The following is a 13037-nucleotide window of genomic DNA, read 5'->3' as shown; positions in this document are numbered from 1 at the left end:
GCGGATCCGCAAAGCAGACAACCCCGGCCACCCATATGGCCGGGGTTGTCTGCTACGTGGTACGGCGCGGAGGCCTACTCGGCGTCGCTCATGCTCTTGCGGGCGTCCTCTTCGAGGCGAGCGTCCACCTTCGCCTGGGCAGCCTTGGAGCTCACCAGGCTGGCGATCACGGCCACGATGATGGTGCCGACGATGACGGCAAGGGACACGAACGTGGGGATCTCGGGAGCCCACTCGATGTGCTTGCCGCCGTTGATGAACGGCAGTTCGTTGACGTGCATCGCGTGCAGGACCAGCTTGACGCCAATGAACGCCAGGATGAAGGACAGCGCGTGCTTCAGGTAGATCAGGCGGTTCATCAGGCCGCCCAGCAGGAAGTACAGCTGGCGCAGGCCCATCAGGGCGAAGAGGTTGGCGGTGAAGACGATGAACGGGCTCTGCGTCAGGCCGAAGATTGCCGGGATGGAGTCAACAGCGAACAGCAGGTCGGTCAGCCCGATCGTGACGAAGACGATCAGCATCGGGGTGAAGACCTTCTTGCCGTCAACCGTGGTGCGCAGCTTGCCGCCGTCGAACTTCTCCGACATCGGGATCACCTTGCGGAGCTTCGCGATCAGCGGGTTTTCCTTGTCCTCCTCGTCTTCACCCTCGTCCTGGGCCTGCTTCCAGGCGGTCCAGAGCAGGAAGGCGCCGAAGATGTAGAAGACCCAGCTGAACTGCTCGATCACGATGGCGCCCAGCAGGATGAAGATGCCGCGCAGGATCAGGGCAATGATGATGCCCACCATCAGTACTTCCTGCTGGTACTTACGGGGCACCGAGAAGCGGGCCATGATGATGATGAACACGAAGAGGTTGTCGATGCTGAGGCTGTACTCCGTCACCCAGCCGGCAACGAACTGCCCGCCGAACTCCGGGCCCGTAAAGGCAAACATGGCACCCGCAAAGACCAGGGCCAGGGCCACGTAGAAGGTGACCCACAGGCCGGCTTCCTTCATGGACGGCTCGTGCGGGCGCCGCAGCACCAGGAGGAGGTCGAAAGCGAGGATGAGGCCGAGGACGACGAAGGAGCCGACCTCAAACCAAACGGGTAAATCGAGCACAGGGATGCCTTTCGCAGGGTACAGAGAAGCGGTGTAAGTCTCTCCGGCTTGCCTGTGCACTTGGTGCTGAATTGGCAGCCCGCTACGCCCGGCAGGGCATCTATGCCGTGCGTGTTGACGATCGTAGCGCTTGGGATACTCCCCTACGTGAGAACAACTTTACCCTAGGCGTGGCCGGCGGCCTGCATCTGCCGCAGTTCCTTCTTCAACTCCCCTACTTCATCGCGCAGCCGGGCCGCGAGTTCGAACTGGAGTTCGCCGGCCGCGGCGTGCATCTGTTCCGTCAGCTGCTCGATGAGGCCCACGAGGTCCTCCGCCGGTGCGGCCGCCAGGCCGTCCGCCCGCACGGTGGACGCGCCCTTGCCCTTGCCGCGGGTCTTCCCTGCGGCGGCAAGCAGCTCGCGGGTGTCCGCGTCCTCCTTGGCCAGTTGGTCGGTGATGTCCGCGATCTTCTTGCGCAGGGGCTGCGGATCGATGCCGTTTTCCGTGTTGTAGGCCACCTGGATGGCCCGCCGCCTGTTGGTTTCGTCGATGGCGTGCGCCATGGAGTCCGTGATGCGGTCGGCGTACATGTGCACCTGTCCCGAGACGTTACGGGCGGCGCGGCCGATGGTCTGGATCAGCGAGGTGGACGAGCGCAGGAAACCTTCCTTGTCCGCATCCAGGATGCTCACCAGCGAGACCTCCGGCAAGTCCAGGCCTTCACGAAGCAGGTTGATGCCCACCAGGACGTCGAAGACACCCATCCGGAGTTCCCGGAGGAGTTCCACGCGGCGGAGCGTGTCAACATCGGAGTGCAGGTATTCCACCTTTACTCCGTGGCCCAGCAGGTAGTCCGTGAGGTCCTCCGCCATCCGTTTGGTGAGGGTGGTGACCAGGACGCGTTCGTTCTTCGCCGTGCGCGTCTTGATCTCGCCCAGCAGGTCATCGATCTGGCCCTTCGTGGGCTTGACCACCACCTCGGGGTCGATCAGGCCGGTGGGACGGATGATCTGTTGCACGAAACCGTCGGACTTGCCGAGTTCGTACTTGCCGGGGGTGGCCGAAAGGTAGACCGTCTGGCCCACGCGCTCCTGGAACTCGTCCCACTTGAGCGGCCGGTTGTCCATGGCCGAAGGCAAGCGGAAGCCATGGTCCACCAGGTTCCGCTTGCGGGACATGTCGCCCTCGTACATGGCGCCGATCTGCGGGACGGTGACGTGGGATTCGTCGATGACCAGCAGGAAGTCGTCCGGGAAATAGTCGAGGAGGCAGTGTGGCGCGGTTCCGCGGGCGCGGCCGTCGATGTGCGAGGAGTAGTTCTCGATGCCGTTGCAGAAGCCCATCTGCTGCATCATTTCGAGGTCGTAGGTGGTGCGCATGCGGAGCCGCTGGGCTTCCACTAGCTTGTTCTGGCTTTCCAGCACCTGCAGCCGCTCGGCCAGTTCGTCTTCGATGCGCTTGATGGCCCGGCTCATGCGTTCCGGACCTGCCACGTAGTGCGAGGCAGGGAAAACGTACATTTCGTCTTCGTCACGGATCACTTCGCCGGTCAGCGGATGCAGGGTGTGGATGTTCTCGATCTCGTCCCCGAAGAACTCGATCCGGATGGCCAGTTCCTCGTACATCGGAATGATTTCCACGGTGTCGCCGCGGACCCGGAACGTGCCGCGGTGGAAGTCCATGTCGTTGCGGGTGTACTGCATGGAGACAAACTTCCGGAGCAGGTCATCGCGGTTCATCTCCGCCCCCTTGCGGAGGGTGACCATGCCGGCGATGTACTCTTCCGGCGTGCCCAGACCGTAAATGCAGGACACGGTGGCAACCACGATCACGTCGCGGCGGGTCAGCAGCGCGTTGGTGGCGGAGTGCCGGAGCCGTTCGACTTCCTCGTTGACCGAGGAGTCCTTCTCGATGAACGTATCCGTCTGCGCCACGTAGGCCTCGGGCTGGTAGTAGTCGTAGTAGGACACGAAGTACTCGACAGCGTTGTTCGGGAGCAGTTCCCGGAATTCATTGGCCAGCTGCGCGGCGAGGGTCTTGTTCTGCACCATCACCAGGGTGGGCCGCTGGACCTGCTCGATGAGCCAGGCCGTCGTCGCGCTTTTACCGGTACCGGTGGCGCCAAGCAGCACCACGTCTTTTTCGCCGTTCTTGATGCGCTCCGTCAGTTCCGCGATGGCGGCCGGCTGGTCGCCTGCCGGCTTGAACTCGCTGATGACCTCGAACGGAGCCACGACGCGGTTGATTTCCTGGGCAAGACTCATGAATCTAATCTACCGCCGGGCACCGACATCGTGCCCTGATTCAGCTTTGGGCGGTACGGCCCGCGGTGGCGCCGGCCGCGCTGCCGCCGGAACCGGCGGCCGTGGCCGTCGCATACGACGGCGGCTGCCATCCCGTGCGCTTCACCCAGTCGTCCATCCGGCCCGCGGCGTGCTCGCTAAACCATGCTTCCTTGTCCGCAGCGTAGCCCGCCGTCGACCTGTCCACACTGTGAAGGGCCGCGACCCTCCGCTTCTCCGCCAGGTATTCGGTCCTGGCCGCAGCGTCGTCGCGAAGCCAGTCGCGGAAACACAGGGCAAACCGCCACCCAGGCGAGCCCGCAGGCCGGATATGCAGGTTCACCGGACGGCCGGGGTCCGCGTTGCCGTGCAGGCGCTTGGCCCAGGCCGCCGGATCGGGGTGCGAAGGCTTGGGACTGTCAGCAAATACCCCGGGCCACAGCGGAAAGCCTGCCGCGGCGAGCAGCGGCGCAATCCGGTCGGCAGTCGCCAGGTCGGCAACAGTCAGCTGGAGGTCGATGATGTCCTTGGCGTCGAGCCCGTGGACCGCCGTGGACCCGATATGATCCACCGCCAGGATATCCGCCGGGACGGCAGCCTGGATCCGGGCGGCGAGCCGCGCCGCCTGCGTTGCCCACGTGGGATCGGCCGGGGCAAGCACGGGGCCGCCCGTGCGCGGGGCCGGCCGTTCCTTGCTGATGTTGTCCGCGAAGGGGGCCAGCCGGCCGGTCCACAGCGCGTCGACGGCGGCTTTAAGCTCGTCGACGGTTCCGGAGTTGTCCAGCACCACGTCCGCCGCAGCAAGGCGGACATCCCTGGCGGCCTGCGCCGCCATCCTGGACCGCGCCTGCTCCTCGGTCATGTCCCGGTGTTCCACCATGCGCTGAACCCGCGCCTCGTCCGGGGCATCCACCACCAACACCAGATGGAAATTACTGCCCTGGCCCGTTTCCACCAGCAGGGGTATGTCCTGCACGACGACGGCGCCGCGGGGGGCGGTGCCGATCATCGCTGCGGCCCGCTCCCGGACCAGCGGATGAACGATGCTGTTGAGTACTGCGAGCCGGTCCGGGTTGCCGAACACCAGCGCGCCCAGCCGCGCCCGGTCCAGTCCGCCATCGGCACCCAGCATGTCCTCCCCGAAGGCCTCCACCACGCTGGCAAGTCCGGGGGTGCCCGGCTCCACCACCTCACGGGCGAGGGCGTCGGCGTCGACCAGCACCGCCCCCAGCTCCCGCAAACGCGAAGCAACAACTGACTTCCCAGAGGCGATGCCGCCCGTCAACCCGATCTTCAGCACCCCACCAGACTAGTCCCCACCGCCCCCCTGACCTCGCTCCGCTCGCCCAGGGAACCCTGGCGGCGTGGGCCCATGCCCGGACTAGACTTGTGCGGTGCAAGAGCAAGAAAGCAGGGCAACTGCCTACACCACCCTTGCGGCCGGGCCCGACTTCCGCCATGAACTTGAGATCAAACGGTCCAGGTTCATCACCGTGCTCCGGCGAACCGGGGACGAGGACGGCGCAAGGGCACTCGTGGCCGGACTGCGCAAGGAATTCCACGACGCCCGTCACCACTGCTCAGCGTTCGTCCTGGGGCCGGACCGGGGCATCCAGCGTTCCAGCGACGACGGGGAGCCCTCCGGAACCGCGGGCATCCCCATGCTGGAGGCTCTCATCCGGCGCGAAACCGCTCCCGGGGTGACGGACCTCAGCGACGTCAGTGCCGTCGTCGTCCGCTATTTTGGCGGGATCCTCCTGGGAGCGGGCGGCTTGGTGCGTGCCTACTCGGAGTCCGTGTCCTCCGCGCTGGACCTGGCACCACTGGTTCGGCGGAGCCGGCTGAGGATCTGTTCCGTGGAGGTTCCGCATTCGGCGGCCGGCCGGCTGGAGAACGACCTCCGGGCTGCCGGCTACGTGATGGCGGAAACCAGCTACGGGGCCAGCACCACGGTCCTCAGGCTTGCCCTGGCTGACCAGGCTGAAGAACTTGAGCGCGGCGCCGAACGGCTTGCGTCCATGACAGCAGGAAGCGCCGTCCTGCGTCCGGGAGAAACGGAATGGATCGATGTGCCCTTCTGAACCGACGGCCCCTTCTTCGCCGGCACCTCTCGCCGGCCGCGTGGAACTGCTGGACGTCACCGAGGAGATCCTGGAGAAGCTCCTGGACGTCGCCCTCACCGACGCCGCTGCCGACGACGTCACTCCCCCGTTGGGTGCATCTGCCGGTTGGAACCAGGAGCGGATCAGCTGGTTCCGCAACTACCACCGCGCCGCCGCAGCGGGCCTCGACGGCCCGGCCGCCGAGAAATCCTGGGCGGTCAGTTGCGGCGGACGACTTGCCGGTTCCATCCGGCTCAAGTGCACCGGGACGGAGCCGTCGGGGATGCCGGCGCTGGAAACGGGGCTGTGGCTGGGCCGCAGCTTCCGGGGCCGGGGCATCGGACGGGAGGCGTTGAAACTCGTCAGTGCCGTGGCCTCAGCCGTCGGCGCCGCGGTGCTGCAGGCCGAAACCACCGCCGGGAATACGGCTGCCCAGGCACTCCTGCGCTCTGCCGGTGCGGAGCTTGCCGGGGACGGCGTTATCACGCCCCTGACGGCCAGGATCACCCTCTAGCGGTCAGCAGCCCCCTCGCCCCACGGCGGGGCCGGTGGTTGGATGGACGGACGGTACCCGACCGGAGTACCCAACTCAGTTAGGGAGGCAGCCCGTGGAAGATCCCTTCAACCTGGAACGGTTTGTGCAGGCCCAGGACGCCAACGGAACCTATCGAAGGGCCCTTGCCGAGCTAACCGGCGGGTCCAAGGAGTGCCACTGGATGTGGTTCATCTTTCCCCAGATAGCCGGGCTGGGACAGAGCCCCACCTCCCGGAGGTACGCGATCACCTCCCTGGCCGAGGCAAAAGCCTATTTGGGGCACCCCGTACTCGGCCCGCGGCTGCTCGAGTGCGCCCGGGCTGTTGTTGCCCACACCGGGGTCAGTGCAGTCCGGATGTTCGGCGGGATCGACGCCCGGAAGCTGCAGTCCTCCATGACACTCTTCCTGCGTGCGGATCCTGCGGAACCGGTATTCCAGGAAGTTCTTGACCAATATTTCAACGGGAGCGCGGATCCTGCGACCGACCGGTTGCTGGGGTAGGCACCGTTGCTGCGTTAAACAAAAGGTGGCCGCCCCCTTTCGGGGACGGCCACCTTCAGCGTGCTAACTGCCTGGGCTCTCCGGAATCACGTCCGGAGGAGAACCGGGAAATTAGTTGCCGGTCAGCTTCTCGCGCAGTGCAGCAAGAGCCTCGTCCGAAGCAAGCGTGCCTGCACCGGTCTCGGCTGCAGCCGGCTCGGAGGAGTAGCTGGTGGTGCCGGAATCGCTGTCACCGGACGTTGCAGCTGCAGCGTCGTCGGCAGCGTGCTGGGCAACCTGCTTCTTGTGTGCTTCCCAGCGGGTCTGGGCGTCAGCGTACTGCTGCTCCCAGGCTGCGCGCTGGTTCTCGTAGCCTTCAAGCCACTCGTTGGACTCCGGGTCGAAGCCCTCCGGGTACTTGTAGTTGCCCTCTTCGTCGTACTCAGCGGCCATGCCGTAGAGAGCCGGATCGAATTCGGTGCTGTCGGCGTCAACGCCCTCGTTAGCCTGCTTGAGGGAGAGGGAGATGCGGCGGCGCTCGAGGTCGATGTCGATGACCTTGACGAACAGCTCGTCACCAACGGAGACAACCTGCTCTGCCAGCTCCACGTGGCGGACTGCCAGCTCGGAGATGTGAACGAGGCCTTCGATGCCGTCTTCGACGCGAACGAACGCACCGAACGGAACCAGCTTGGTGACCTTACCCGGAACAACCTGGCCGAGGGCGTGGGTGCGGGCGAAGGTCTGCCACGGATCTTCCTGCGTAGCCTTGAGCGACAGGGAAACGCGCTCGCGGTCCAGGTCGACCTCGAGAACCTCGACAGTGACTTCCTGGCCAACTTCGACAACCTCGGACGGGTGGTCGATGTGCTTCCAGGACAGCTCGGAAACGTGAACCAGGCCGTCTACGCCGCCCAGGTCCACGAAGGCACCGAAGTTGACGATGGAGGAAACGACGCCGGGACGGACCTGGCCCTTTTCCAGCTTGTTGAGGAACGTGGAGCGGACCTCGGACTGGGTCTGCTCGAGCCATGCACGGCGGGACAGCACAACGTTGTTGCGGTTCTTGTCCAGCTCGATGATCTTGGCTTCGATCTGCTGACCGATGTACGGAGCAAGGTCGCGCACACGGCGCATCTCGACGAGGGATGCGGGCAGGAAGCCGCGCAGACCGATGTCGAGGATAAGACCACCCTTGACAACCTCGATGACGGTACCGGTGACGACACCGTCTTCTTCCTTGACCTTCTCGATGTCGCCCCAGGCGCGCTCGTACTGAGCACGCTTCTTGGAGAGGATCAGGCGGCCTTCTTTGTCTTCCTTGGTGAGCACCAGGGCTTCGACCTGATCGCCAACGGAGACGACGTCTCCGGGATCAACGTCGTGCTTGATGGACAGCTCGCGGGAGGGGATGACACCTTCGGTCTTGTAACCGATGTCGAGCAGAACTTCGTCGCGGTCGACCTTGACGACGGTACCTTCGACGAGGTCTCCGTCGTTGAAGTACTTGATGGTGGCGTCGACTGCTGCGAGGAAGTCCTCAGCGGTACCGATGTCGTTAATCGCGACTACGGGGGTACCGGGCTTCTCGGTGGAGGTGATGGTCATGTAGTAGGGGCTCCGTTGTGGATAGTTAGTCGGTCAGGCGGACCGCCGCACACCCGTATGGACGGGGGCGCGGGTGATGGCCGACCACAGGGGTCTGCCAGGTTCATCCTGATTTTGTGGATTCTAGACACGTGCACGTAGTACACGCCCGTTTATTCTAGTCGCCGCGGCCAACACCGGTCAAAGCGGCCGGCATGGTCGCCGGCCGCTTTCACCTGGGGCTGGCCGCGGGGCGGCCGGCCGGAATCGGCTTAGAAATGCGTCAGGCAGTGGGGCGCGCGTTCGACGGCGAACATCAGCCGCGCCCGAAGGGCGGCACCGGGCGCGTGTTCCTGGATCCGTCCTGCCGCCTTCAAGGTCACCGGACACACGGCACCGAGGTAGATGGAGGCGAGGTCGGCCACGTCCATGGACAGGTCCGGCCGCGCCCCTGCCGGCGCCGCCGAAACCCTGGCCTCGCCGCCGCTAACGTCCAGGATGAACGTGCCGCCGGCGAATCCCAGGGCATCCTCAATAGCGAGGACCAGCCTTCCGTCCGCGGAGTAGCGCCGGGCACCCAGGGCCTTATCGCTGTCCAGTATCCGCAGCCACAGCATGTCCCGGTGGTCGGAGGCCTCAACACAGCGCGGGTCCGAGAGGGCCCACACCAGCGGATCGTCCAACGGCGCATCCGCCCAGCTGACCCGCTGGATCAGGTCGATGCTGCCGAGGAACTGCCAGAGCTCCAGGTACGCGGCATCTGTTCCTGCCACGAGGTCCACCACTTCCACCGTGTAGGGCTTGGTGTCCCAGCCGGCGAACTTGTACGAGACGTAGCCGTCCACTGTTCCGGCGGCGTCATAGTGGAGCGCGCACTTGATGGCTTCGTCTTCGTTCCCGTCACGGCCCACGGTTCCGGAGACGTTCTGCCGGTAGGCGTCCTGGCGGACGATGGAGCCCGGGGTGTGCCGGTGCACGCGCTCAAACACTTCAGGGGCCAGTTCGAGCAGCACCTTGCGGTCGGCGATCTCCACCGTGCCGGAAGGCTGGTGACGGAGGCCGAACCGTGGTCCGGTATCCACCTTGATGCTGCGTTCAAAGGTCGCAACACCGTAGCCGAACCTGCCGTAGATGGAACCCTCCGACGCGGTCAGGGCCGCCATGGCCAGGCCGTCACCCTTCGCCGCGGTCAGGTCTTCGGTCATCATGCGGCGCAGCAGGCCCTGGCGGCGGTGCGTCCCCCGCACGGTCACCGCCGTCACCATATGGGTCAGCAGCTGGCGGCCGTAGCCGACGTTCAGGTCCCTGCGGAGTGTGCCGAAGGTCGCCACGGGAATGACGGCGCCGAGGGCATGCGGCGGGGCCTCCCCGGTTTGGTAGACACCGGTCAGCTCGCGCCCGTCCGACCGGTACATGGACATGATCTTGTCCACGAAGCCGTCGTTGCGGCGGGTGTCGTGGAATCCGAAGCCCACCGCCTGGATCCAATCGGTTCCCTGTTCGTAGCCGGGCTCACCCTTCTCTGCCGCCCTGAACCGCCGGATCTCGTACTTGTCTGCCACGTGCTGCTCCCCCTTGAACCGAATGAATGACACACGCAGGACGCCTGTCGCGGCGTCCTGCGTGCCTTGTAACGCTTAGTGGCCGGCGTCGTACCAGCTCGGCCCGACGCCGATCTGGACTTCCAGCGGCACGCTGAGGTCCGCAGCGGAGCCCATCTGCTCTGTCACAAGTTTCTCCACCGCCTCCCGTTCGCCTGCCGCCACTTCAAGCACCAGTTCGTCGTGGACCTGCAGGAGCATGCGGGACTTGAGGCCCTGCGCCTTCAGTTCGGCATGCACGCCCAGCATGGCCCGCTTGATGATGTCCGCCGCCGAGCCCTGGATGGGTGAGTTGAGCGCAATGCGTTCCGCGTTTTCCCGCAGCTGGCGGTCCGTGCTGGTGAGGTCCGGCAGGTACCGGCGGCGCCCCTCGATGGTGGCGGTGTAGCCGTCGACCCGGGCCTGCTCCACCACGCCGCGAAGGTAGTCGCGGACGGCTCCGAAGCGGTCGAAGTACTCCTTCATCAGCGTCCGCGCCTCGTCGACGGAAATCTCCAGCTGCTTCGAGAGCCCGAACGAGGTCAGGCCGTAGGCAAGGCCGTAGGACATCGCCTTGACCTTGGAACGCATGGCGCTGGTGACCTGGTCGGTGGGCACATGGAAGATGTTCGATCCCACGAACCGGTGCAGGTCCTCGCCGTCCCGGTAGGCCTGGATCAGGCCGGCGTCCCCTGAGAGGTGGGCCATGATCCGCATCTCGATCTGCGAATAGTCTGCGGACAGGAGGCATTCATAGCCGTCGCTGACCACGAAGATGCCACGGACGCGCCGGCCCTCTTCGCTCCGGATGGGGATGTTCTGCAGGTTGGGGTTGTTGGATGAGATGCGGCCGGTGGCTGCGACGTTCTGCGCGTAGGTGGTGTGGATGCGGCCGTCCTCGGTGACGGACTTCTTCAGCGACTCCAGCATCTGGCGGAGTTTCGAGGATTCCCGGTGCGCCATCAGCTGGACCAGGAATTCGTGGCCGGTCTTTTCGAGCAGGTTCTTGAGCGAAGCGGCGTCGGTGGTGTATCCGGACTTGATCTTCTTCGTCTTGGGCAGCTGCAGTTCGTCGAAGAGCACGGTCTGCAGCTGTTTGGGCGACCCGAGGTTGACCTCGTGGCCAATGGCGGCGAAGGCAAGTTCCTGGGCGTTGTCGATCACCTTGGCAAGGTCAGCCAGCTGCTCATCCATCCGCTGCATGTCGATGGCGATTCCGGCGAGTTCCATATCGGCAAGGACCCGGCTCACGGGAAGTTCCAGCGTGGACAGCAGCTCCTCCGCCTTGCGCTCCTTCAGTTCCGCTTCGAAGTAGCGGCTGAGGGCGTTCACGACGGCGGCAGCGTGGACCAGTTCGCCGGCGGCGGCTGCATCGTCGCCGTCGAACGCCAGTTCCAGCTGCCCGGCCTTCGCAACGGCCGTGGAGATTTCGATGTTGAGGTGGTGCTGAGCAAGCTCCGCGAGCTCGTAGGTGCGGCGGTCCGGCTGGATCAGGTAGCCGGAAATCGACGTGTCATCGACGACGCCTTCCAGTTCCAGGCCGCGGGCGGTCAGGGCCTTCAGGGCGGCCTTGAACCCGTGCATCACCTTGGGCGCTTCCGGGTCGCGCAGCCACGCTGCCAGGACGTTCTCGGCCTCGGCGTCCTGGCTGGACAGGTCAAGGTAAACCGCCGCTCCGTCCCGGACAATTGTCAGCGCGGCGGCGTCCTCGCCGATGCGGCCGGGAACGAGGTCGACGGCGACGGCGGACCGCTGTCCGGCACCCGCGGCCAGGAATGCGCTCAGCTCGGCCGCTCCGGCGGGCGTGCTGTAGTCGGGGATGTCAAGGCTCTCCCGCTCCGCGAGGTCCACATCGTCGGCGCCGTAGAGGGCAAAGAGCCGGGTGCGGATGGTCTTGAACTCGAGGTCGTCAAACAACTGTTCCAGCGCAGCCTGGTCGGGCCGGGGATCCGCGAGGTCGTCCAGCGTCACGGGAAGCTCCAGGTCGGTGTGCAGCCTGTTCAGCCGGCGGTTCCTCTTCACGGCCTCCACGTTTTCGCGGAGGGCGTCCCCCACCTTGCCGCCTATTGAGTCGAGGTGTTCCAGCACGCCTTCCAGCCCGCCATAGAGGTTGATCCACTTGGCGGCCGTCTTGGGGCCAACGCCGGGAACGCCCGGGAGGTTGTCCGCCGACTCCCCCACCAGGGCGGCAAGGTCCGAATACTGTGCCGGGCTGACGAAATACTTTTCCTGGATGGCGGGGGCGTCCAGCCGCGGAATATCGCTGACGCCCTTCCTGGGGTACAGCACAAAGACGTTGTCCGTAATCAGCTGGAAGGCGTCGCGGTCGCCCGTCACCAGCAGCACTTCATAGCCCGCCTTTTCCCCCATCGCGGCGAGCGTGGCCAGGACGTCATCTGCTTCGTAGCCGGGCATCTTGATGGTTTTGATGCCCCACGCGCCCATGACCTTGTCAATGAGGTCGATCTGGCCGCTCATCTCGCGGGGAGTCTCGTTGCGGCCGCCCTTGTACTCGCTGTACTCGGCCTTGCGGTGGGTGGTCTCATCGGAGACGTCAAAGGCAACCGCGACGTGGGTGGGCTTCTGTTCCTTGATCAGGTTGATGAGCATGGACGTGAATCCGTGGATCGCATTGGTGTGCTGGCCGGCTGCGGTGGAGAACTTGTCCGCGGGCAGCGCGAAGAACGCCCGGAACGCCATCGAGTGCCCGTCCAGCACCAGGAGGCGGGGCTGGTCGGTGATGGGAATCACGGGGGCCACGGTGGCGGAAACCGGCTCCGCGGTGCGTGTGGTTTTCCGGGCGGGTTTGGCCGCAGTCGCTGATTCGGACTCAGCTGCCGGGAAGGTGTCTGTTGCAGAGGGGGCAAGGGCCGGTTTGGTAGTTTCGCTCACAGGTGCCAGCCTAGTTCCCATGATGGACAATTTCACGCCCGGGCAGTTCGCCGACGAACTGGCAGCCGCCGGAGTCCCGGAAGAAATGCATGAGTGGCTCGGCGAATACGGCGTGGGTGCGCTGGTGGTGAAGATGGGCATCCACTTCCTCGAAATGAGCCCGGAACGCACAGTGGCCACCATGCCGGTCGAAGGCAACACGCAGGTTGCGGGGATCCTGCACGGCGGCGCCCACGTGGTGCTGGCCGAGACCCTCGGTTCGTTCGCTGCCGGGATGCACGCCGGCCCGGGACGGCAGGCACTGGGCATCGAGGTGGGGGCGACGCATCACCGCGCCATCGCCTCCGGCACTGTGACGGGAACCTGCACGGCCATCCACTTGGGCCGCACGCTCACCACGCACGAGATCGTGATGACCGACGAGAAGGGCCGCCGGCTCTCCACTGCACGGATCACCAACCTGATTCGGGACATCGCTGACTGACTGCCCGCT

General features: G+C 65.3%; 10 protein-coding genes. 4 read left to right on the top strand and 6 right to left on the bottom strand.

What is annotated here, in order from left to right; all coding sequences use genetic code 11:
* Window positions 1–74: 74 nt before the first annotated feature.
* The 3 genes from TV39_RS10590 to coaE form a co-directional block, all read right to left on the bottom strand.
* On the bottom strand, window positions 75–1103 hold the full coding sequence (locus TV39_RS10590) for a TerC family protein (RefSeq protein WP_043481383.1): 1029 nt from the start codon (window positions 1101–1103) through the stop codon (window positions 75–77).
* Window positions 1104–1267: 164 nt separating this feature from the next.
* Window positions 1268–3349: an excinuclease ABC subunit UvrB gene (gene uvrB, locus TV39_RS10585; RefSeq protein ID WP_043481381.1), complete on the bottom strand. Its 2082-nt coding sequence runs from the start codon at window positions 3347–3349 to the stop codon at window positions 1268–1270.
* Window positions 3350–3389: 40 nt separating this feature from the next.
* Window positions 3390–4667, bottom strand: coding sequence for a dephospho-CoA kinase (gene coaE, locus TV39_RS10580; RefSeq protein WP_043481379.1), 1278 nt, complete (start codon window positions 4665–4667; stop codon window positions 3390–3392).
* Between the two features lie 94 nt (window positions 4668–4761).
* On the opposite strand from coaE, the gene TV39_RS10575 reads away from it, so the two are divergent.
* From TV39_RS10575 to TV39_RS10565, 3 genes are all read left to right on the top strand, one after another.
* Complete coding sequence (locus TV39_RS10575; protein WP_043481377.1) at window positions 4762–5448, top strand: IMPACT family protein; 687 nt, start codon at window positions 4762–4764, stop codon at window positions 5446–5448.
* A complete protein-coding gene (locus TV39_RS10570; RefSeq protein ID WP_043481376.1) occupies window positions 5435–5983 on the top strand; it encodes a GNAT family N-acetyltransferase in 549 nt (182 codons plus the stop codon). Before TV39_RS10575 ends, TV39_RS10570 begins: the two co-directional genes overlap by 14 nt.
* A gap of 94 nt (window positions 5984–6077) precedes the next feature.
* Complete coding sequence (locus TV39_RS10565; protein ID WP_043481374.1) at window positions 6078–6506, top strand: DUF1810 domain-containing protein; 429 nt, start codon at window positions 6078–6080, stop codon at window positions 6504–6506.
* Window positions 6507–6617: 111 nt separating this feature from the next.
* Here TV39_RS10565 and rpsA read toward each other — a convergent pair whose 3' ends face one another.
* The 3 genes from rpsA to polA all read right to left on the bottom strand — a co-directional run bounded on the left by rpsA (window position 6618) and on the right by polA (window position 12565).
* Window positions 6618–8093 (bottom strand): 30S ribosomal protein S1, encoded by a 1476-nt coding sequence (gene rpsA / locus TV39_RS10560; protein ID WP_011691911.1) that lies wholly within the window; start codon window positions 8091–8093, stop codon window positions 6618–6620.
* 251 nt (window positions 8094–8344) lie between these two features.
* Window positions 8345–9634: a GNAT family N-acetyltransferase gene (locus tag TV39_RS10555; RefSeq protein ID WP_043481491.1), complete on the bottom strand. Its 1290-nt coding sequence runs from the start codon at window positions 9632–9634 to the stop codon at window positions 8345–8347.
* A gap of 75 nt (window positions 9635–9709) precedes the next feature.
* Window positions 9710–12565 (bottom strand): DNA polymerase I, encoded by a 2856-nt coding sequence (polA, locus tag TV39_RS10550; RefSeq protein ID WP_144406390.1) that lies wholly within the window; start codon window positions 12563–12565, stop codon window positions 9710–9712.
* Here polA and TV39_RS10545 point away from each other — a divergent pair.
* The gene (locus tag TV39_RS10545) at window positions 12564–13028 is read left to right on the top strand and encodes a hotdog fold thioesterase (RefSeq protein ID WP_144406389.1); all 465 of its coding nucleotides are present in this window, start codon (window positions 12564–12566) and stop codon (window positions 13026–13028) included. The genes polA and TV39_RS10545 overlap by 2 nt on opposite strands.
* The last annotated feature ends 9 nt before the right edge of the window (window positions 13029–13037 follow it).

It is taken from the genome of Arthrobacter sp. SPG23 (genome assembly GCF_000876655.1).
Classification (GTDB): domain Bacteria; phylum Actinomycetota; class Actinomycetes; order Actinomycetales; family Micrococcaceae; genus Arthrobacter.
Note: the sequence above shows the minus strand (reverse complement) of the source record. Positions and strands in the feature narration are given on the sequence as shown.